Source organism: Pseudomonas sp. GGS8 (genome assembly GCF_024168645.1).
Lineage (GTDB): Bacteria > Pseudomonadota > Gammaproteobacteria > Pseudomonadales > Pseudomonadaceae > Aquipseudomonas.
In genome coordinates this window covers 5,916,728-5,937,213 of sequence record NZ_JALJWF010000001.1, presented here as the reverse complement: position 1 = coordinate 5,937,213, position 20,486 = coordinate 5,916,728, and the positions used below count along the sequence as shown (strand labels likewise).

General features: G+C 56.8%; 25 protein-coding genes and 2 pseudogenes. 4 read left to right on the top strand and 23 right to left on the bottom strand.

The features are described 5' to 3' along the window. Positions 1-47 precede the first annotated feature (47 nt). Positions 48-389 (bottom strand): helix-turn-helix domain-containing protein, encoded by a 342-nt coding sequence (locus tag J3D54_RS26315; protein WP_253424726.1) that lies wholly within the window; start codon positions 387-389, stop codon positions 48-50. Positions 390-598: 209 nt separating this feature from the next. On the opposite strand from J3D54_RS26315, the gene J3D54_RS26310 reads away from it, so the two are divergent. Then, complete coding sequence (locus tag J3D54_RS26310; protein ID WP_253424723.1) at positions 599-856, top strand: hypothetical protein; 258 nt, start codon at positions 599-601, stop codon at positions 854-856. A 44-nt stretch (positions 857-900) separates the two neighbouring features. Here J3D54_RS26310 and J3D54_RS26305 read toward each other — a convergent pair whose 3' ends face one another. From J3D54_RS26305 to J3D54_RS30480, 3 genes and pseudogenes are all read right to left on the bottom strand, one after another. Further along, positions 901-2,868 (bottom strand): DNA topoisomerase III, encoded by a 1,968-nt coding sequence (locus J3D54_RS26305; RefSeq protein WP_253424720.1) that lies wholly within the window; start codon positions 2,866-2,868, stop codon positions 901-903. Between the two features lie 564 nt (positions 2,869-3,432). Further along, positions 3,433-3,795, bottom strand: a pseudogene (locus J3D54_RS26300) (enoyl-CoA hydratase/isomerase family protein); the annotation flags it as partial. After that, a complete protein-coding gene (locus tag J3D54_RS30480; protein ID WP_367399656.1) occupies positions 3,677-3,931 on the bottom strand; it encodes a hypothetical protein in 255 nt (84 codons plus the stop codon). The gene J3D54_RS30480 and the pseudogene J3D54_RS26300, both read right to left, overlap by 119 nt. Between J3D54_RS30480 and J3D54_RS26295 the strand changes: the two genes are divergently transcribed. Beyond that, a complete protein-coding gene (locus tag J3D54_RS26295) occupies positions 3,842-4,036 on the top strand; it encodes a hypothetical protein (protein ID WP_253424715.1) in 195 nt (64 codons plus the stop codon). The genes J3D54_RS30480 and J3D54_RS26295 overlap by 90 nt on opposite strands. Positions 4,037-4,092: 56 nt before the next feature. On the opposite strand, the gene J3D54_RS30380 is transcribed toward J3D54_RS26295, so the two are convergent. From J3D54_RS30380 to J3D54_RS26270, 6 genes are all read right to left on the bottom strand, one after another. Further along, positions 4,093-4,221, bottom strand: a complete 129-nt coding sequence (locus J3D54_RS30380) for a hypothetical protein (protein ID WP_301293490.1) — start codon at positions 4,219-4,221, stop codon at positions 4,093-4,095. Positions 4,222-4,251: 30 nt separating this feature from the next. Next, a complete protein-coding gene (locus J3D54_RS26290; RefSeq protein ID WP_123585013.1) occupies positions 4,252-5,148 on the bottom strand; it encodes an alpha/beta hydrolase in 897 nt (298 codons plus the stop codon). A gap of 101 nt (positions 5,149-5,249) precedes the next feature. Next, complete coding sequence (locus J3D54_RS26285; RefSeq protein ID WP_253424712.1) at positions 5,250-5,870, bottom strand: flavin reductase family protein; 621 nt, start codon at positions 5,868-5,870, stop codon at positions 5,250-5,252. 231 nt (positions 5,871-6,101) lie between these two features. After that, complete coding sequence (locus J3D54_RS26280) at positions 6,102-6,515, bottom strand: tautomerase family protein (protein WP_123585015.1); 414 nt, start codon at positions 6,513-6,515, stop codon at positions 6,102-6,104. A gap of 87 nt (positions 6,516-6,602) precedes the next feature. After that, positions 6,603-7,070, bottom strand: coding sequence for a nuclear transport factor 2 family protein (locus J3D54_RS26275; RefSeq protein WP_253424709.1), 468 nt, complete (start codon positions 7,068-7,070; stop codon positions 6,603-6,605). Between the two features lie 54 nt (positions 7,071-7,124). Beyond that, positions 7,125-7,520 (bottom strand): nuclear transport factor 2 family protein, encoded by a 396-nt coding sequence (locus J3D54_RS26270; RefSeq protein ID WP_192343066.1) that lies wholly within the window; start codon positions 7,518-7,520, stop codon positions 7,125-7,127. A gap of 306 nt (positions 7,521-7,826) precedes the next feature. Here J3D54_RS26270 and J3D54_RS26265 point away from each other — a divergent pair, with 306 nt between their 5' ends. After that, positions 7,827-8,312: a helix-turn-helix domain-containing protein gene (locus J3D54_RS26265; protein WP_253424707.1), complete on the top strand. Its 486-nt coding sequence runs from the start codon at positions 7,827-7,829 to the stop codon at positions 8,310-8,312. 145 nt (positions 8,313-8,457) lie between these two features. Further along, positions 8,458-8,642 (top strand): annotated as a pseudogene (locus J3D54_RS26260) (DUF2274 domain-containing protein); the annotation flags it as partial. A 341-nt stretch (positions 8,643-8,983) separates the two neighbouring features. On the opposite strand, the gene J3D54_RS26255 reads toward J3D54_RS26260, so the two are convergent. The 13 genes from J3D54_RS26255 to J3D54_RS26200 form a co-directional block, all read right to left on the bottom strand. Continuing rightward, positions 8,984-9,454, bottom strand: a complete 471-nt coding sequence (locus tag J3D54_RS26255) for a single-stranded DNA-binding protein (RefSeq protein ID WP_253424704.1) — start codon at positions 9,452-9,454, stop codon at positions 8,984-8,986. After that, positions 9,454-9,969: a DUF3158 family protein gene (locus tag J3D54_RS26250; RefSeq protein ID WP_253424701.1), complete on the bottom strand. Its 516-nt coding sequence runs from the start codon at positions 9,967-9,969 to the stop codon at positions 9,454-9,456. Before J3D54_RS26250 ends, J3D54_RS26255 begins: the two co-directional genes overlap by 1 nt. Beyond that, the gene (locus tag J3D54_RS26245) at positions 9,966-10,721 is read right to left on the bottom strand and encodes a PFL_4669 family integrating conjugative element protein (RefSeq protein ID WP_253424699.1); all 756 of its coding nucleotides are present in this window, start codon (positions 10,719-10,721) and stop codon (positions 9,966-9,968) included. The genes J3D54_RS26250 and J3D54_RS26245 overlap by 4 nt, the downstream gene beginning before the upstream one ends. A gap of 236 nt (positions 10,722-10,957) precedes the next feature. Then, the gene (locus J3D54_RS26240; protein ID WP_253424696.1) at positions 10,958-12,148 is read right to left on the bottom strand and encodes an STY4528 family pathogenicity island replication protein; all 1,191 of its coding nucleotides are present in this window, start codon (positions 12,146-12,148) and stop codon (positions 10,958-10,960) included. Further along, positions 12,145-12,693: a DUF2857 domain-containing protein gene (locus J3D54_RS26235; protein ID WP_253424693.1), complete on the bottom strand. Its 549-nt coding sequence runs from the start codon at positions 12,691-12,693 to the stop codon at positions 12,145-12,147. The genes J3D54_RS26240 and J3D54_RS26235 overlap by 4 nt, the downstream gene beginning before the upstream one ends. Then, a complete protein-coding gene (locus J3D54_RS26230; protein WP_253424689.1) occupies positions 12,690-14,276 on the bottom strand; it encodes a ParB family protein in 1,587 nt (528 codons plus the stop codon). The genes J3D54_RS26235 and J3D54_RS26230 overlap by 4 nt, the downstream gene beginning before the upstream one ends. A gap of 14 nt (positions 14,277-14,290) precedes the next feature. Then, positions 14,291-14,500 carry a hypothetical protein gene (locus J3D54_RS30475; protein WP_367399637.1) on the bottom strand — a complete coding sequence of 70 codons (210 nt, stop codon included), beginning with the start codon at positions 14,498-14,500 and terminating at the stop codon, positions 14,291-14,293. 85 nt (positions 14,501-14,585) lie between these two features. Next, entirely contained in the window at positions 14,586-15,428 is an 843-nt protein-coding gene (locus J3D54_RS26225) for a ParA family protein (protein WP_253424686.1), read from the bottom strand. Positions 15,429-15,432: 4 nt separating this feature from the next. Continuing rightward, positions 15,433-15,663, bottom strand: coding sequence for an AlpA family phage regulatory protein (locus tag J3D54_RS26220; RefSeq protein WP_253424683.1), 231 nt, complete (start codon positions 15,661-15,663; stop codon positions 15,433-15,435). A 110-nt stretch (positions 15,664-15,773) separates the two neighbouring features. Then, positions 15,774-16,529, bottom strand: a complete 756-nt coding sequence (locus J3D54_RS26215) for a hypothetical protein (protein WP_253424680.1) — start codon at positions 16,527-16,529, stop codon at positions 15,774-15,776. 696 nt (positions 16,530-17,225) lie between these two features. Next, the gene (locus J3D54_RS26210; RefSeq protein WP_253424677.1) at positions 17,226-18,245 is read right to left on the bottom strand and encodes a Gfo/Idh/MocA family protein; all 1,020 of its coding nucleotides are present in this window, start codon (positions 18,243-18,245) and stop codon (positions 17,226-17,228) included. Between the two features lie 158 nt (positions 18,246-18,403). Next, positions 18,404-19,330, bottom strand: coding sequence for a shikimate dehydrogenase (locus J3D54_RS26205; protein ID WP_253424675.1), 927 nt, complete (start codon positions 19,328-19,330; stop codon positions 18,404-18,406). 329 nt (positions 19,331-19,659) lie between these two features. Then, positions 19,660-20,124, bottom strand: coding sequence for an MFS transporter (locus J3D54_RS26200; protein WP_253424672.1), 465 nt, complete (start codon positions 20,122-20,124; stop codon positions 19,660-19,662). Positions 20,125-20,486 lie beyond the last annotated feature (362 nt).

Below are 20,486 nucleotides of genomic sequence, written 5' to 3'. Positions count from 1 at the left end.
GAGTGCGCCGCCTCAAAGACCCCGGTATCGGATGCGAGTGAATGAACTTACTTGTTGGCGAGATGAGCGACTAATTGTTCGACGGTTGCCAAGATAAAGGCACGGTCGCTTTCTTTCAGTCCACTCAGCAGACCCGCGATCATCTGGCCCTGGTCATTGGCGCGATTACTCGATTCCGTCAGCAGTTCATCCATCCGGCAGTCGAAAATATCCGCCAGTTGCATCAGCTTGACCACGGAAAGCTCCACCACACCTCGCTCTAGACGCGATACAGCTTCGCTGCCGATCCCCAAACGTTCAGCCACCTCTTCCTGAGTCAGATTACGCTCGCTGCGGTGCTTCGCGATCATGCGCCCGATTTGGGCTTGGGTTGGATGTTTATGTGCCAAGTGATGAGTTCTCCAGTTCAACCCGAATGGTTGAGCAAAGACCCGTTGACATGAACATCCTTAACGGTTGAGTATCGACTTGTAAGGTTGTTATATTGGCTGAAATCGCTGTGTAATGCGACGTGGCTTCTATTCCTCCAGGAATCAGAGTCCGAGGTGGTCAGTGAGAATGAGCGGTCTGATAGGGCCAAGCTGAGGAACGGTTGAGCATGGAAGAGAAGAGCGAGAACGTCATGGATCAGATCTGGGATCGAACACTGGAGCTGTTCATCAAGATCCATAATTGCCCGGATAACCCCGAACACTTCGACAGCCTTGTTCATTGGCTCAACGAAAATCCTGATCACCTGAAAGCGTTCAACGAACTGGGGCAGATATGGATTTCGACAGGCATCGCCCTGGCCCGTGAAATCGGACAACCGCTAAGCGACTTAGAGAGGGATCAGTCACCGTTGATGATGCACTGACCACTACATTGACCCCAATGCTTATGTTGATCTCCAATGGCGCGTTATGGGCGAGGCGTATCTTTTTTGATCGGGGCAGTGCCCTTGCAGTTTGGGTAGTGGGAGCATGACCAGAACGGCCCTGATTTCCCCTTTCGCTTGAGCATTGAGGCGTTGCAAATGGGGCAGGCCGGGCTGGCTTCGACAGGCATGGCTAAAGTCAGTGAACTGCAGTGTGCGACCAACTGCGCAATCCAGTTTGCCTGTTTGGCGACGAATGCATCCAGGGTCAGACGTCCCGATTCGATTTCGTCCAGAGCCTGTTCCCAGACTGCGGTCATACCCGGATCTGCAACCGCTGTTGGTACCGCTTCGATCAGGGTATGGGCCGCCGCCGAGGCCATTAAAGCGCGTTTTTTCTTCAGCAAATAACCGCGATCAATCAACCCCTTGATGATGCTGGCTCGCGTGGCTTCGGTACCGATACCGGTGGTGTCCCGAAGTTTCTGTTTCAGGCGTGGATCGTTGACCAGCTTGGCCACATTTTTCATCGCCTTGATCAGATCGCCCTCAGTGAGAGGTTTGGGGGCGGTGGTGCGCATGGACTTGAGTTCGACGTCGTCCACTGCGCACTGCGTACCTTGTTGCAAGATGGGTAAGACCTGGGACTTGTGATTGGGCTCATCCTCCTCGGTGTTTTCGTAGAGCAAGCCTTTCCAGCCCTGAACCAGGATCTGTTTGCCAACAGCGGTCAATCGCTCTGCGCCACACTCCAGTTCGACCTGGGGCCGTTCAAACTCATGGTGCGGAAGAAATTGCGCGAGGTAGTAGCTACGGATCAGTTCGTAGACTTGGCGCTCTTGTTCAGACATCCGCGCCAGGTTGGCCGACTCGGTGGTGGGGATGATGCCGTGGTGCGCGGTGACCTTGGCATCGTTCCATGCCCGTGAGCGCAATGATCGATCGAGGCCTCCGAGTGCGTGCCGCAGTGCGGGATCCGTTTTGAGCAGGGCATCGAATACCAAGGGTACCTCGTCGAACATACTTGCTGGCAAATAGCGGCAATCGCTGCGCGGGTAGGTGGTGGCTTTGTGGGTTTCATACAGGGTTTGGGCGATGTTCAGGGTTTCCTGAACGCCGAGTCCCAGTTTGCGCGAGCAGATCTCCTGCAGGGTGCTCAGGTCGAAGGGCAGGGGCGGAGGCTCTCGGAAATGCTCAGTCTGCAGTGAGAGTACTGTGGCGGCGCAACCGTCAATGATTGTTTGGACTGCCTGACGGGCAAGCGTCTGCTGCAGGCAACGACCGGCATCAACCCGTCCCAAGCTGGGTGGTAACCACGATGCGATAAATGGTTGCCCCATAGAAGACAGGTACACATCCACTTCCCAGTAGGGCACCGAGACAAAGCTGGCAATCGCACGATCCCGATCGACCACCAAACGTAAGGTGGGTGTCTGGACGCGTCCCACTGACAACACGCCATCGTAGCCCGCTCGTCGACCAAGAAGGGTAAACAAACGACTGAGGTTCATGCCGATCAGCCAGTCGGCGCGGCTGCGGGCGAGGGCGGAGTGGTAGAGTGGGTAGGTCTCCTGACCAGACTTCAGCGCGGACAGTGCTCTGCGAATTGACGCCTCGTTGAGTGCGGACAGCCAGAGGCGCTGAACAGGACCTCGATACTTGCAGTGCTCCAGCAATTCGCGGGCAATCATTTCACCTTCGCGATCGGCGTCGGTGGCGATGACGACGGTGGCCGCTTCACTGAGCAGGCGCTTGATGATTTTGAACTGTGCCGCAGTCTTGGGTTTGACCTCGACCTGCCACTGCGGGGGAATGATCGGTAGATGATCCAGCGACCAACGCTTGAATTGTTCACCATAAGCTTCAGGCGGTGCTGTCTCCAGCAGGTGGCCGATACACCAGGTGACGGTTGTCTCTGTGCCGATCAGGCAACCATCACCACGCCGAGTGGCTCCGAGAACCTTGGCGATGTCACGACCTTGGGACGGTTTCTCGCAGAGGAAGAGGCGCATAGAACTGCTCCGGATTGAGTTCGGAGCAGATTTGTTGAAAGTAGCGGTGATGAGATATGAAAAACCTGAACGGCAGGTTCATCACATTCGTCGGTGAATATGCCGGCGAACCAGGCTGTCTGCTCAGAAATAGAAATCCTGCTGCGGGTTACGGTGTGCTCCTGGAAAGCGTGTTCGCAATCCGCGTCAGGTTTGGCCACCTTTCTTTACATGGCTAGATTTCCGTCAGTTCGAGGCCGGACATCGCCATGAAGGAGGGAGTCCTCAGGTAGAACAGCGAGGTGTAGTTGCTAAATCGGCACGATGCAGCGGAACCGCGCATCCCTGCGTTCTTGAACGACTTCAACCTGGAGCGGTTCAACCGCTACCCGCATGCGCACAGAAACTTTACGCGTATTGACATCATGAACCAGTGCCTTCAGCGCCCGTAGTGCGCCCCTGTAACGATAGTGACGCTGAGCGTTTCATGCCGCTTCTAGCGCACCGATTCTTTCATGCACCTCGCCTACCCGCGCCAGCAAATTGTAAATGGTCCTCGTCTTGAGTCGGTTTGCGTAGCGGAAATCAATGCCCCTTGAATTCGAGCTCTAGACGCGGCGTACCGGCCTTCAGGGCCTTGATGGCCGAAGCAAGCCCGTTCTTCACGTCTTCTGTCTCGAACAAGGGCATGGCAATGTTGAACATCACATCGTCGGCCGCCTGGATACCGCCGTTTGCCCAGGCTCGCAGCAAGGCTTTGTGAGCTGCGTGGGCGCGTGTGGGGCCATGCACAAACTTCGCGGCGAACGCATGCGCCGTTGCAAACAGTTCAGCATCGGCGACGACGCGGTTGATTACGCCGAAGCGCTCCATCGTCGTGGCGGGGACACGCTCGGAAGTCAGCGCCCATTCCATGGCTCGTACGCGTCCTGCACGTTCGGCGACGCGGTAGATGCCGCCCAACAGGGTGACTTAAGGCAAGCGATTGTTCCGGATGGCAGAATGTTGCGCTTTCGGCGGCAAAGATTACATCGGCACGCAACGCCAGTTCGAAACCATCGCCTGCGCACAAGCCCTGCACCATGGCGATGACAGGCAAGGACAGACGTTCGAAGCGATTGAAGACGTCCATGTAACCCTCGAAGCGTGCACGCAACTGGCGGGGGGGGGGCATCGGGCCAGGACGTGATGTCCCCGCCAAAGCTGAAGCTCTCGCCTTCGGCGCGCACCAGCACGACGCGTGCGTCACTGCGTTCGATCGCTGACTGCCGTAGCCAGTTCGTCAACCATCTGGTCGTCAATGCGATTTTGCGGCGAGCGATCAAGAATGATCGTTGCTATGCCGTTCTCGATGGTATGGGTGAGATGAGACATGTCGGGCTCCTGCGTGGTCGCAAGTTGAGGTTAGGAGAGGTGTTCCTTGAACCAGTCCAGCGCGGCGGTACTTGATTGATCGAATCTGGTGATGTACGGATCGAAGTGGCCGCCGGGAATCGTCACGAGGCGCTTTGGCTCAACGGCACGCTCGTAGGCGGCCAGCTCAAGATCGGTCAGCGTGATCGTGTCCTGCAGCGCGACGACCATCAGCAGCGGCGTGGGGGACACGCGCGCAATCCACGTGCCCGGTTCGTACATGCGCGCAGCGCGCGTCGAGCGCACCGTGACGCTGTTCTCCCAGGCGCCGTCGGGTACGGGCTGCAGATAGAACTCGATGGCTTCCTTGGTGCGGTACGAAGCAGGGACGGCCGGATCGGCGCTGACGATTGCCTGCCTACGCGGCGGCTCGCCGCGTGCTTGCGCGCGCTCGTCCGCCGTGAAGGCATCCTCGATGGCAGCGACAGCATCGGGCGGAATGCGGCGCAGTCCTTGCTCGAAGCCGCTGATCGTCGGCACCTGCGCGACGACCGCACGCAAGCGGCGTTCGGTTGCGCCAAGCACGAGTGCGTGACCGCCGGAATAGCTCGTGCCCCATAAGCCGATGCGCTTCGCGTCGACGGCGTCCTGGTCTTCGAGGAAGCTGATCGCGCGCCGCCAATCGGCGATCTGACACCATGGGTCGATATCCTGGCGCGGCGTGCCTTCGCTGGCGCCGAAATTGCGGTGATCGTGCAGGAGGACGACAAAGCCGTTGGAGGCAAATTTCTCAGCGAATGGCTCCAGGCCGTGCTCCTTCACGCCGGCATAACCATGCGCCATCGTGATGGCAGGATAGGGGGCGGTGCCGCCGGTGGGAATATAGAGCCAGCCGCGCAGCGTGACGCCGCCCTCGGCTTCGAACGCGATATCGGTACGTCGAAACATGAAAGTTCTCCTTGTAGAAAGAGGTCAGGCGGCGCCGTAAACCCTATGCGCAGCGACAGTTCATGCCTTCCACCCTTTTGCCTCGGTCACTCGATGCCAGGTCAATTGCCTGGTCGCTCAAGCGTGAAGAGCTGCTCCGCGCCGATTTCGAAATAGTCGGCCGGCCCACCTCCGCGCAGGATCGGGCGCGCCTGCGCAGTCTGATACACGCCGTCTTTGATCAGTTGCTGGTCAATGTGGATCGCTACTACTTCGCCCAACACCAGCCACGCCGGGAGCGCAGCACCGCCTTGCGCCTCAAGCTGCACGATCTGGGTGACCACGCACTCGAACTGCACCGGGCTAGCCGCAACGCGCGATGGCCGTACTTTTGCGGAGGGCAGCGTCTCCAACTTGGCCAACTCGAATTCATCGACGTCCGCTGGCGCCATCGCCGCAGAGGCGTTCATCGCCTCGGCGAGTTCTCGCGTCGCCAGATTCCATACGAACTCGCCGGTCGCACGCGCATTGGCGAGCGAGTCCTTTGCGCCAAGCGAGCAAAAGCCGATAATTGGCGGCTTGTAGCTGAATAGGTTAAAAAAGCTGTAGGGAGCAAGGTTACGTACGCCGTCGCTGGAGACAGTACTGATCCAGCCGATCGGGCGCGGAGCGACGATGGCGTTGAGCGGATCGTGCCGCAGGGAATGTCCCTGTGCCGGTTCGTAGAAATGCCAATCGGTCATAGCTTACCTCTTTTGGGACGAGCGCAAGGACTGCCGCCTACAGTGCCTCCGGCTCGGTGCGCGTGCGCAACACCATGGTCGAAGTGATGGCTGCATTCATCCCGATACCCGTCCAGAACATGGTGTCGGATCGGAGCCACATGAGCCCCACGCCTGAGAAACGAACGAGACATTCGTTTCGAGTCAATTCTGCTGCGCCGTTTCTAAAGAACGGGGCGGCTTTCGTATTTCTTACTTGTTTACCCAAGGCATGGAGAGGTCAATGTCAGAGACCAGCTTGCCACCGCCGAAGCTCATGTTCTCCAAGGGAACGGCATACATGATCAGGCTGATATCGTCCTGGCTGACGCCCACCTTTTCTACCGCGTAACGGGTGACCAACTCCGCGAGCTTGCGTTTCTGCTCCACTGTCCTGCTCGTGCCTATCGTCACCGTTACGACCATGCGCTTGTCAGATCTCTTCATGTCAGGAAAAGTCGGATGGATGAAAAGCTCATCGTCCTTGTGCTCACTGATGATGACGAAACGGTCATCCTTGGGCGTATCCATGGCTTCATGAAGAGCGAGATTCAAGGCATCCGCCAGCGCGCGTTTCTCTTCGCTAGAGAATTTTTGGGCCGGAATGTGGGCGTGGAATATTGGCATGAGTGTTTCCTCGGTCGTGTCGTTCAGGTCGAATGAGGCGATGAAGTGCGTTTCGATGTATGCGTTGCCTCAGCGGCCTCGGCAACCCTAGCTTTTATATCCCGGAGGAACCGAGAAAATCTCCGCCTCCGGTGGCGGCAGGTCAGCAGCGCCGTTTGGGTAGAGTGCCTGTGCCCCGGCCAGCGTGTTAAGAGACTCGCGAAGCAACTTGATTTTGCCGCCCTCGGCAACGAGGTATCCCGTGAACAAGTGATGGATGAGACGTCCGGTCGACGCCGCGCGCGCTTCCGCCAGATATTCGGCGTACACCTGATCCTTCGTGTCGATCAGCACCGTGGTATTTTCGGGTTTGAAGCTGAAGCCGGGATAAAGGTTGCCGCCGACAAAATCATAGAGCTTCGCGATGGCTTCGCGCCCCTGATGGCGGGTCGGAATACCGAGCGAATGGAGGAATGGGAGTTCCAGCACGCCGTCCTCGGCGAACAGCTCAGCACATTTCTTGCCGTCGGGGACAACGGCAAGAAGGTCTAACAGCAATGTTTTTGCATCAGTCATGGTCATTTTCCTCAGGAAAAATTGGCGGCCGCCGCCAGGGGCGGCGCAGTAGGATCAGTTCGGAAAGCTGTCGCCAAACATCGGGAGCCCACTTTTCGAACCGTCGCGCGTGGCCTCGTCTTGGATAACATCCCAGTGTTCGGCGAGCTGGCCGTTTTCGATGCGGACTATGTCGACCACGATCCAGTTTGTCGGGGCGCCGAATCCTGAGAAGCGGCCATGAAGTACGACATAATCGCCCGAGGCCACGGCCAGCCCATTTTCGTAGCGAAACTCGGCGGGCGCTGCCTTGACGAGATCAAACAGGCCTTCGCGACCGGGCGCGATATAGGCACTGTGCTGGATATAGTCGGGCGACCAGAAGCGTTCGGCCGCGGCATAGTCGCGCTTGTTGAACAGCGTATCAAACGCTTCCAGCACGAAATTCCTGTTTCTCTCTTCGGTGCTCATTGGTTTGTCCTCTCTTCGTTATCTGTTGGGTTGAGGGGAGGGTAGGCGGATTAAATTTCGCTATCTCCCACGGCTGTGTGGTGGGGTATGTTGGTCCGTACAACTGTAATGATCTTCGGCGAAACGCCAGCTCATCGTGCCATGTCGCTGTTAACGTCATTTCGGCCATACGCAGCACCGAATTGTCGCTGTTACCCGTGTTGAAAAGCCCAGATGTTCGATTCTTTTAGCGCTTGCAAAGTGCAAGTGGTTGAATAATATTCGCGCTGCTTGCATAGTGCAAGTGGAAATTTAAGGGGAATAGCAGTGCAGCAAACAAGACGATCGGGCTGCCCGATCAACCTGACGCTTGAGCAGATCGGCGACCGCTGGAGCCTGATCGTTATCCGCGATGTTATGTTCGAGAACAGACGCAGTTATGGCGCCTTGCTGGAGCAAAACCAGGAAGGCATCGCCACGAACATCCTCGCAAGTCGGCTGAAGCACTTGAGCGCGTCTGGCCTGCTGACACGATGTCCGGATCCGAAACATCAGCAGAAAGGAATTTACAGCCTCACGGAAGCGGCAATACAGCTTGTACCTCTGCTCGCACATATGGCTGCCTGGGGCGCTCGGCATACGCATCCGAGCAAGGAAGCGTCTTTGCGCGCGGAGGTGCTGGAAAAGGGCGGCCCTTCACTTTGGAGTGCCTTTATGGATGAGCTACGTTATCTGCATCTCGGTGCACCTCGTCCGGTGCGCTCAGTATTGGGCGAGCTCCGGGCCGACGACGAGCAGGCAATCGCTACTTAGTACCAATCTTTGGTGTCATGACACACGTCACGTGGTGCAAAAGCTATCCCTGCCCGAATGGCTTTAGCCTTGTGCGTGATGCTGCGGCCTGAGCAACCGCTGTTATTCAATCGGGGGCCTCGCGAGCACGATACGCACGCTGCGGATGGGGCCGTTGCCCAAACTGAGAGCGTCAAGCTAACCATTGCGTGCTCGACAAGCCTCAAGGTGGATCGTGATCGCGATGCGGTGCTACACGCACAGACCTATGCCGAAAGGGTCAGTACATTGGCACTGATCCCGGACATGCTGGAGGCGTTCACGGTTAGAGGCCAGGGAGTCAGAAGAGGCTGCGTCCCGAAGCCAGGCGCGCTGAAACTCACCCATTTGCATGAAATCCGCCCGCCACACATGAAGCGCAGCCAACGGCTGCGCTATCGTATCTGGAGGGCCGACGAAGGTGTGGGGGCATATGATGCCTGGGGTAGAAGAGAGTTAGCTCTCAACTGGCCTGCCTGCTGCGATGCGCGCAGGCTTGCAGCCGCGATGCGCCTACGTGGCACTTGGTGGATGGAGGCCAAGTGTCCATGGCGACTGCAATTAGGCCTAACTCATTACCCTACACGGCTTTTCATCCTGCTGTCCGGCCGCACTCACGGCTTGATCGCGGACACGTTTTTTCCTGAGTTCTGTCAGTCCGACGCTGGCTGCCCTCTGCGTTTCCTGGATTTCGACGAGGGAGAACTGGTCTGCTCCGGATCATTTCCTGCGTGTGTCGCGGATGCTGCCAGCTCATTGGAGCGTATCCGCATATCCACGCGGTGTACCCTGTGAGGAAGGATGCCGACTCTACGAGCCTCGATCTTGAAAGTCACCCGCGCATTGTCTTCGCTGTCCTCCCACTCATCGCGCACGGTGCGGCCTTCGACCAACACACGCATGCCTTTCTGGTACAGCGTACTCCAGTGTTCAGCCTCGCGGTGCCAGAGCTCAACTGGCGCCCAATAGCCGCCTCGATCTTCATAGCTGCCATCGCGTGGCACGGGGTTGTCGAAGTACACATTCAGTCGTAGCAAACGCCGTGGCTCGTCATTGCCTGATGGAAATTCCTGGAACTCTGGCGCACTGCCGATGTTGCCTTCGCCGACGAAAAAAGTACTCATCATGATATCTCCACTGCTGGTGTGAACTGGCGCAGCAGCTGTTCGGCACTGGCCATTTTGATCGCACAGGTTGTGGCCTGGCGGTAGAGCGAATGCACCACGCTCATCTGCAGGTTCAGTGCAATGCGATCGCATTCGAAACGGTGCAATCCCTCGCGTACGACCTGCGGCAGGGCTTTGTTGCAGACCTGGTGTTCCCAGACCGCAACCCCCATGCGGGCGAAGTCACGGGTGCGCCAACGCAAAAAGGAGCTGCCAGCGCTGGTGTTCTGCAGCACTAATCGGACATCCAGCAGTGAGTAAGGGGGCTGTCCGGCCTGCTGCACCACAGCGTCCATCAGGTGACATAGCTGCGCCTCGGTTTCCCTCGCCACCTGCGCCAGGTGCTCCAACTCCCCCTTACCCTTAAAGGGTTTTAAAAGGCCTTTTAGGGAGGCTGCGTGTTCGAGTTGTCGATAGGCATCCGTTGTCAACGCTGCAAAGGGCATTGGTTGAGCCGAGGTCAGGGGATTCATACTTCGTCCTCCGGCTCATCCACTGTCGCAGATGGCTCTCCCGCTTCCTCTGCCAACGCGTCAGCGTCATCCACTGCCACAGCACCACGACGAATAATTGGCGGCGCAAACTGGGAGCGACGAATACCTTCAAGGATGTCCGTCGGGGGCAAACCCAGTTTCTCAACGGCCGCAATGGCACGGGCGTTGTTCGCCGCCATGTCATCACGCGTGACGCCCGCATGCCGATAGCGCTGTGCCTGACCGAACAAGCTGCGCAGCAAATGGGCTCCGTCGTCGATCCAGGCTTCCATGTCGATGCGGCCGATCAAGGCGGTGTGATGGGCCAATAGGGTACGACGCACCAAGGTGTCGTAGTCGGTCAGCAGGTAGACCGCCAGAAAACCCAGCTGGCTGCCGATGTACAACGGCAAGGTGACGGGGTGGATGTTGAGGTTGTCGCTCATGTCGATCTGTGTCGGCAGGTCCTGCCTGATCCGATCCAGCTGCTGGGTCAGTTCCAGCATCCCAGCCTTGGCCTGCATCAGTTTTTCTTCGAGTTGCACGATGGCCCAGTCAGCATAGGGATCGTCCTGGGCCGCGGTTTGTTTGATCAGGTTGGTGACACTGATGTAGCCAGCCATGCCCATGATCGAGTGGACGTCTTCGCGTGCGGCCCGACCTTGCCAGATACGGGCGGCGTGGTGAGTGTGCAGGGTCAGGGTGATGCTGCTGCGCAATGAACCCAGATTGAGTTGATAGTGGTCGGCCACGGTGTTGTCCTCGCATTGGCTTGGACGGGAACGTTGCGACAGATGAGGGTCAAGGGCAGTCAAAAAACTGAATGCGGTCTGTTCGGTTTGAGAGGGTTAATTCGGAGACGTTCGTGGGTGATGCCGGTGGCATCATTTCCAGGGATGGCGATGGTTGTATGGGGCGGATTGCGCAGATTCGGCCCTTTGCGATCCCACAGTAGAGCTCAGTAGATTTGATGCCACTGGCATCAAATCTACTGAGGTCCAGGGCGTTTGCCGCGCAGTTGGCGTAGCTCATTCAGACACGCTTGGGCGAGAGCGGAGGCGGGTTCGCCCTGTTTTCGGGACGGACGTGACGGTGCTGTGGGGGGCGGTTCTGCAACGGGTGAGGGCGCTGTCTGACCTGCCCAAGGACGAAAGTCGCCGTTCAGTGCGCGCTGGACCAGGCCCATCAGATACGCGGCTGGCTTGCGGATACCTCCTGCCGTACAGCGTGCACCCGCTTCGTTGAGCACCGCCTGACGATCTGCGGGTTTGAGCTTGTTCAGCGCCACGGCGACGGCCTGACGCTCGCTTGGACTCAGGTGCAGCGGATCGGGCCAGTGCAGGTTATCCACCGCCGGGGTCGCGCGCGGTACAGTACAAGTACTTTCTTTTAATACAGTACAGGCGGCGTTCGGATTCCGAACGGTGCCGGAAACATTGGCGTTCAGGCCTGGTTCGGAATCCGAACGAGGTCCCACACGATTCCGAACGAGGTGATCTTCCCCCAGTTCCGAATCGTGCATGCTGGCGTCGATTGCCTGATCCAATCCTTGCTGCATCCAGTGTTCGCCCCAACTGTCGAGCCGTGTGGGTAGCTGACCTAAATCGATACGAGTGTCCTGGCGAACTTCTTCCAGAACATGCTGAGCGACAATGCGTACAGCTTTGGTCGCATGACCGAGGGCATGTCCGACCAGCTCGAGGTAATCCTGATCCAGTTCCATGGCTTCGGCGGGGGTTAGCGGCTCATCGTGCAGGACGTACAGAGAACCATGCAGGCGTCCGCTGAGCTGATCGCGCCCGCGACTCACCAAGCTAAGCCAGCGCGTCAGCCTGAGCATCGTCAAGACGCGAGCGATGGTTTCACGTGAGGCTGACGCGCCGAAGGGCACGCTCGACAGGTAAGGCTGCAAATCCTCATAGCTCGGTGTGACCACGCCCTGGCCTTGCAGCATGAGTCGAAACACCTGCCAGGCATTACGTTCCAATGGCGTCAGCCGATGATCCAACAGCAGGCGACGCGGCACGACTTCGTGTGATTGGCCACTGAACAGAAAGCCAGCCTGCAGAGCCTGGTTGGACGGTTGTTCAGTGGTAGGGCGTGCGGGCCAGCGTTCACTCAGCTGCTGGGTGCATTGCTGCAGGACACGCTGCCAGCGACTGGAGGGGGGAGTGTTCATGTTTCGTTGCTGTAATGGTCGATCTGCTGCCAAACAATGGTCAAGCTGATCTGTTGCTCCTCCGCCAGCATCATCATGGCGTCGAGCTGATCCTCGGTACCGTCCTGAGAGCTTAGCTGGCACCATCGTTGCCAGAGCGCATGTTCTTGCGCTTCGCTCAAATGCTGAGGGCGGCCCTTACGGGTTTCTATCTTGAGTAGCCGTCGGCGCAGGGCGGTTTCCGAATGCGCCAAGCCGAAGCATTGGTACATGATAGTGCTGCTGGCGCCTAGCTTGAGCGCGCGGTTGATCAAGCGCTCGTTCTGCTCGTCGCGTTCGGCTTGCTCGATCAACCGATGCAGCACCGGCGAGTCGATCTTGACCTCGACCCAAGACACTGTGGCATGGGCCAGGCGCGACAGCGTGGTGGGCGGTAAGGATTGCAACAGATAGATGTCGTCTTCACCCAGTCCGAGTGCCTTACAGCGTTGCAGATTACCCAGGCGCAGCTCATGCAGTACCTGAGTCAGCATGGCCTGGTTGAGCACATTGAAGGACAGGTTCATGGCAGCTCCTTCGGTGAGTCATCTTTAGGGGTAAGCGTTAAGTCGATCAGGCGACGGGCCAGTCGGATGAGGCGATACAGCTTGATTAACAGACTGTCGGGCAGTCGCTCCAGACCCACATCCATGGCGGGACGATCTGTGAGCGGAAGTTGGTAAACCCCCAGCAACAGCTGGCCGAACAGAGCAGAGGGCAGTTGCTTGCGATCCTCCCAGTTCACGTCGTCTTGAGCGCGCAGCAGGGCCAGGAGCAGTAGGTGAACGCCGGTCGCGCGAGGCGCTGCAAGATCAAGCGGCTCGATGTTGAGGACGAAGCCTAAGCCAAGCTGCTGTTCGATGATGCTCTCGGGATGTCCGGCATAGGCCGCCATTTCCCGTGCCAGTCCGGCGATGGCTAAACGCAGTTGTTCGGGGCAATCCAGTGCTGGTGCAATGGTCCAGATGTCGTTGGTCGTGCAGCCCTCGACGCTTGGTGCTGTTTCGGTGGCGATCTCGCGATCGACCTGCTCGCGAATCTGTTGAACGCGTGACGGAGGACTGACCGCCGATGCGACGTTCGTTTCTGGCGGTGTGGGCGGTTCCTCTCGCGTTGGTTCGGTCTGGGGCCTGGTCTCAGTTGGTTTGGGATGGGCCTCGGAGGAGGGAGGTCCTGCCGTGGCTTCATCAATGCTCGGCAGATGAATATTCTCCGAGGTCGTGGTGACGACAACGCCAGGCGTCGAGATGACCCGTTGGGTATCGCTCAATTCCAGGGCCAACATACGGTAGGACTGTCCGAGTAAGCGGCTCATGCGTTCGAGCAGTTCATCTTGGATTTGTTCAAGGTCGAAGGACTCGGGTTCGGCATCGAAATAGCCCAGTGTATCGAGCCAAAATTCGGCGAACGCAATGGTGGCGGTTGGATAACGGTTCCAGGTTCGTTCGGCCTGGCTACGCAGTGCGATCAGCCGTTCGATTTGGGGCTTACCCAATCCGGTATATAGGGTTTGCGGGATGGCGGGCAGTAGGTGTTCAAGGGTGTCGAGCATCCGGCTGATGTGCGACTGCGAAATCGGATAGCCTCCAGCGGCAAGACGTCGTGCCAGCTCACGTTGCGAGAGTACTGCTCCATCTGCTTCGAGCATGGTTTTGAGTTTGGCTACCGCCAAAGCCCGTTCGATGAAAGTGAGTTGACCGTGCAGATCGCTTTCGGCCAGATGGCCGAGTAAGGCGGTGATTTCATTACTCCAGGGCCGGAACAGGCAATGAATGCGGAAGAAACGCTCGTCGCGGGTTTCCTGCCACAGTTCGCCGAGAATCGCTAAGCGCGTATTACCGCCGTTGCGTATGATGAAAAAGCTTTCTCCCGGGCGGCGGGTAATCGGCGGTGGTTGATCTAGCCCACGCTCGCGGATCGAGGCCTTGATATCGTCATACAGCGGATTACGAATGAAGCGTGGGTTGTGTTCGTAGGGCCGCAACTGTTCCAGAGTGATCAGCATAGGCGTGTCAGTAAGTGGGTCAGACAGTCGCTCCAGTTCTGGGCCGCGAGGGACGTGGTCCTGGTGCAGCTTATCGGTGATCTGCTCCTGACTGAGCTTCTTCATCGGAACAACCTCGGTTAACGCCGGTTGCGCAAATGGTCACCGACCTCGAACTTGACGATCTCGGCAGTGCCCGAACCTTCGAAATGTCGGGAGAGCTCTGCGAGGAACCAACCCATGGCCGAGCGCCCACCCTGCAGGCGAAAGACCACGGTGCAGTACTCCTCGCAAGGTGGGTGGTGTGGTCGAATGGAGGGTGGAACGATGATAGGCAGTAAATCCAACATCAACAGACTCCTAGCCAAATGCTGTTGGCCTCAAGGTCGATCAAACCTAATGACTGGGTGAGAAATGTGGGCTTGGTGATTTGTCTCATTGAACCTCCGCGCATCGGCTCACCGAAGATATCGTTTTGTGCCATTCCGGAAATAACTCAATAGCCAGCGCTTGCATGGTTTCCATCGCGGATGGCGAGCGTCGTTCGCGTGACTGGCGCACCTCGATTCGGTGGACCGGCAGGCCAAGGGAAGCGGCATTGAGATAAGCCACTCGGTCTGGAACTACGGTGTCTAGAACCGAGATGTTGTTAGCCCCAGTGAAGGTCTCGCGCAGGCCACGGATGATCATCCGTGTGTCCACTCGAATGGTATTCACCTGGTTCAGTAGCAGGCGCAAGGGCGGCGGTGGAATGCCCAGATGACGGAATGGTTCGAGCTCACTCATCAGCTTCAAGGTGCCGCGTCGCAGTTCGCGGGCGGCGAGCATTTCCGGGGTGATGGGAGAAAGGGCGAGATCGGAAGCGAGGATGGCCATCTCCAGCAGCACGCTGCGCGCACCTTGGGTGTCGATCAAAAGCAGGTCGTAACTGGGGCGGAAATTGTCGAGCAAATTACGCAGCCGTAATCGCCCGTCAGGGGCATGCAGCAGCATGGTGCTCAGTCGGCCTTGATCGTCGTTGGAGAGGATCAGGTCGAGCCCGACAACTGTAGTCGTGGAAATTATTTGCGCGGGGTCTGTCAGGTTGAGCGCAATGAGCTCGTACGCGCCAGCGGCAGACTCGTGGCTCAACGAGTAGTAGCTTGAGAGGGTTGGTTGGCTATCCAGATCCAGTAGCAAGACGCGCAGGCCAGCATCGGCTAGTAGACCGCCGAGGTTGGCGGCGACCGTGGTTTTGCCAACTCCACCTTTAGTGGAAACCACCGATACCACGCGCATAGCATCAGCTCTGCTGCGCCAAGCGCTCGGTGACCCACCGCTCGATCTCCATTGAATCCCAGCCCACCGCACGCAATCCAATGCGCTTGGCTTGAGGGAATTTGCCTTCCTTCATCAGGTTGTAGATGTGCGCACGTTTGAAGCCGGTTTTTCGTTCGACTTCTTCGCGCCGCATGATATGACGTTCTACTTGCAATTGAGGTGCTTCAACGATGGGTGAGGATTGAATGTACATGCTGGTCACTCCTGGCGCCGACTGGCGCGTGATGGGAAGTAACCTCGATTCGATACCAGAAAAAGAAATGAGTCATTGCAATTGCAACACACGCAATTGCAATGCAATCTTCATCTTTTAGCCTGCGTAAGACTGCGTCGTCCGGCCGCAAATTTTTCATCCAACGAGCGCTTGCTAAGCCCCTTAACGCCGTCGTGATGAGACGTTATCGAGTCCACGATAGATGCCTGGCTTTCAAAGATAGAATGCTTTCGTCCTGCTCCGGTGGAGCCCAGTATGAGATCGACGAGCGCACCAATAACGATTAAGTAACTTGCTTTACTTTGATCGTTGAGTTGTTGTGTGTTATCGGCAAGCGCGCGCAACTGGTCACGCTCCAGTCCCGCAGCTTTAAGCTCTTCAAGCAATGCCTGAAGCCTCACTTCAGTATCTTTCAATTGCACCTGCAAGGCATCACGGTCTGCTTGTAAAACCAAATAGGTGCTGCGATGAGCTGATTCACCGATCAGTGCGCTATTACCGAAAAGAAAAGATGGCCACTGGTCTGGATGGTAGATATACATCCAACGCCTTAAGTCTGAGTGCCTAACCGTCAGCAGTCTGGGGTCGACAGGTGTCCCGGGGCTGACCGTCACCCCCAAAGCTCCATACGGTAACTCTTCATTTCGAACCGCATCGAGGATTTTTTCGACATTCGCGTGCAAGCATGGCCATTGAGGAAAGACTGTGATGAGTCGCCCAGGGTTTTCCGATGCTGTCGCTAGGATTTGAATCTCATAGTCCACCAATTCGCACCAGCGTATGGCGGCCTCAAGAGGTCGATAAAACAGCTTTTCAGCGGAGTTGAATTTTGCCTTTTCGTACACAGAGGGCTCCTCTTCCGAAGAGCAGGCCCGCAAGTTACTGGCTCAAGGTCTAAAGCGAGGGGTGAGCATCCGTGCGGCTGCTGTTCAAAAACTCGTTGATAGCAAGTTTTTACGGCCTAATTCCATTAATCTGGAGAAAATAAGATGTCCCTAACGTTTGCCCGCCAATTACGGTGGGTCTAGCCGACAGAGAACTGGATAAATCTGTTTTCGTCTGTCACCAAAGAATCGTACCGAGACGTTGGATAATACTGTAATTTTTTAACGACAAAATGATACGCCTAAATGAACTACTATCAAGTAGGCACTCAATGTAACCTTGGTAGGTTCAAGTATACTCAGGAAGCCCCAGGCCGTCTGGCGTCGTTCTGTCTGCAGCTAATTTTCGCTGAGAAATAGCCAGTCTCTTCAATCGCCATTTCGCGCCTTGCTTAACTGCGAACCCAGCCGCTTCCATCTGTCATCTGTCATGGGTGCCTCTTTGCAGTTCACAGAATGGCTATCGCAAGCTATAGCCCGGCGAAGTGAAATGATTGAGTATGGAGTCAAGCAGTCCTGGAAAGCGTATTTCAAACTCATCCTTACGAAGAGAGTTCATATGGGGTGCACCAACGTTACGAGTGCGCATCCACCCCGTATCACAGTAGAACTGTGAAGTTAGCTCCGTAGGCACTCGGAGCTGCTCGGCGGCTCAAATCATTCAGGAGTCGGCGTAAGCGTCAAAAGCGTACCTCCTTGCCGAGCTGAAGCGTAGGCCGCGTCCATGACCTGCATGATTGCCTCGGCATCGCGTAATGATGCAATTGGCTTGGCCCCATTACGGCATTCAGCAAGCACTTGTTTGACAAACAGTGGGTAATAGACGTCTGTGTCCAGTTGTATTCTGCGGCTTCGAGTGCCGGCCGCAAGGTTCTGTCGATCCCTTATTTCGATTCGGTCGGGACCGGATTTGGCATACATGTGATCAGATGAAAGGGTGAAGGAGAACTCGCGCTGCTCGTCGGCGGTACTGGGGAAACTGTATCCCGTTTCCACAACACCGATCACGCCATCTTCAGTCTGCAGGGTCAATAACGAATAGTCTTCGACGGCACCCCGATGTGTCAGTGAATTCATGATGGCTGAGACTCGCGAGACCTCCTTACCGGTCAATAGTCTGAAGAGATCTATGAAATGCGTAGCCACGTTGATCGTCGATCCGCCTCCTGAAAAAGCGGGATCGATGGCCCAGCCTGAGCCTGCAGTTTCATAGCGAGCGGGCGGACCTACGATGAAGCGGAAAGACATGTAGTTGAAGTCCGCGGCCAAGCGTCCCTCAGCATCTTGCAGAGCGCTAAGCAGTTCACTCATGCGGAAGATCAGCGGCACAGCACAGTAGAGATTGGCTTGCTCGGCCAGCTCACGCAGTCGTGTGACCTGCGCCATGTTGATGCCGCAGGGTTTCTCCAGGGCAAAGGGGATGTTTCGTGCGATCACGGCCTCTGCCAGCGACGGCATTTGCGAATGCCTGCCGAACACGAAAGCAAAATCGACCTCCTCGCGCTCAAGCAACTCATAGGATGAGCTATACAAAGGGCATTTGAATCGCTCGGCAATGGCCTCGCCCTTCACGTGCTCCGAATCCGATACGGCCACCACTTGAACCCCATTGGCCTCAAGAGCATTCAGATACAGTGGGACATGCCAATGGCTGACCTCCAGTAACGCAACTTTCATACGTACTCACTCCTGGCGCGGTACAAGCAGACATTTGGAATGTTCGGGTTGAAAATGATCGCGCTATAGGTTTCAGCGACTTTGGAATCATTCATGGTCTTTCCCTTTATTCGCTTCGATGAAAACGGGTCGTTTTCCCCGTTTTCGCTGAAGCGCTTTTACGTCAAATGGCCGGCATCTCTTGCTGGCGGCAACAATAATTCGGCATCGACTGCTGTTACGTTATCGGGGTGGTAATCGAACCCAAGGAAGCGCAGTGCAAGCAACGCCTGACCTTTGTGCATGGGGCCACCGTCCTGGGTACGACACCCTCGTTTACGCGCAGCATCGCAAAGCGGTGTCGAGTCTGGCGAATTGATGATATCCACAACGAGGGTACCGGGCTCGAGCCGCTCGGGGTCCACAGGCATAGGATCATTTTTGCTCATGCCAAGCGGCGTGGCATTGATCACGATTTCATAGCCATGTGGGTCGGGTGGGCCGGAATGCGTGATGCAACCTGTTTCGGCAGCAACGGCTTTCGCCAGATCCTCAGCTCGGTGTTCGTCGACATCGGAGATAGTCAGCGATCGAGCACCCGCCGCCGCGACGGCAAATGCGATCGCTCTGCCTGCGCCTCCAGCACCGACCAAAAGAACGTTTTTGTTCGCTGGATGGTTGCCTTCCCATTGCATGCCAAGAACACAGCCGAGGCCATCGAATACGGCGCCGACCCAACGTCCGTCTGTCTCGCAACGAATGACGTTGATCGCACCGACTTGACGCGCAGTCGGATGAAGTTCGTCGACAACATCCAGCATCCTTTGCTTGTGAGGCATGGTGACCAGGATGCCGGCGAGATTGTTCAGCGCTCTGGCACCCTTCACGAACGCGGACAGGTCATCGGCCTTGACCTCCAATGGAATACAAACCGCGTCTGCCTGCTGTTCTATAAAGAGTCGGTTGAATAATTGCGGTGACTTGGCAGCCGCCAGCGGATGGCCGACCAATCCATAAAGCCGAGTTGTTCCTGTGATATGTGAGGCCATGGTTGCCTGATATTTGATGTTGACGGGAAGAGGCGTCCTGGCGGCTTCTTGGGTCATGCACAGCGTCGATGGCTATGCATTGGCAAGTGCCGACCGCAGGATGCTGCTCTGCCCGTCGGGCCTGTGTGGGTCGCGAAAACCTAATGGTCGCACCAGTGTGATCGTCGAAAGTCGTTACGAGCGCAGTTGGCTAGCCAGGTCGTTCGGGACGGCTGTCTGAGCTGTGCCCCGCATCGCTTCGTCCCGCATACGATCGTATTCTTCTTTGGCAATAGGCACTGCGTTGCGCTTGCCGAGATCTTCAAGGCGAATCCGGTATGTTTCGCGTGTAGTGAACGCCGCGATCGCAGCGATAACACAGATACCTAATGTAAGAGAACCGATTTTCAGAGGGATATTCTCGGAGCCGGGGGCGCAACAGTGACGAAGATTGCCGGGAGAAATGCAGTCATCGCGGTCCCTATGTTCTGCCCGATGGCCATACCGGTCACACGCACCCGCGTACGGAACAATTCGGGAAAGAGGCTCGGGAATACGCCGTTGAAACCCTGATAGGCGACGCCCCACATGAGTACGGAGAGAACCAGCGAAAGCCACAGGTTGTGGACGCTGATAGCGTACAGGTACGCGTACGAGAGCAGTCCTGCGCAGAGAACGCCAATAATGACTGGGGGCCTGCGGCCGATCTTGTCTGAGAGGTTACCAACGAAGGGGATTAGGATCACCGCGCACATGTAACCCAGCAGAGGAATCCACAAATAGATGCCAGCAGGGAAACCGATGCCATAGGCCGGTTGAACCGCATTATCGGTAGCCTCGGATAGAGCTTGGAAATAGGCACGTATTTTCAACGGTAAGGCGTCTTAATTGCTCCAGTGCGAGCGTAGGTCTTTCCAAGCTTTATCTAGTCACAGCAGTAGTGAGCCGCAGACGGGGCATACCCGCATTGACAGGTCGATTTTGGTCCAGCGAGTTTAAAATCAATGGGACGTTCAAATTCATGTGTTAAATCGGGCTATGAACGCATTGAGAAACGTCCGCTCTGTGTAAGCTGAGCCTAAAGATAGCCACGATGCGCCTTCAAAGTGCCGGCAGGTGGTCTTTGCGAGCCCGTCCTTTTTTCAGCGATTTGATTTTCCCGCAGGCGCGCCTGAGCATCTGATAAATCTGCTCCGTGCTCAAAAGCGATAAGTAACGGTACGTGATCATACCG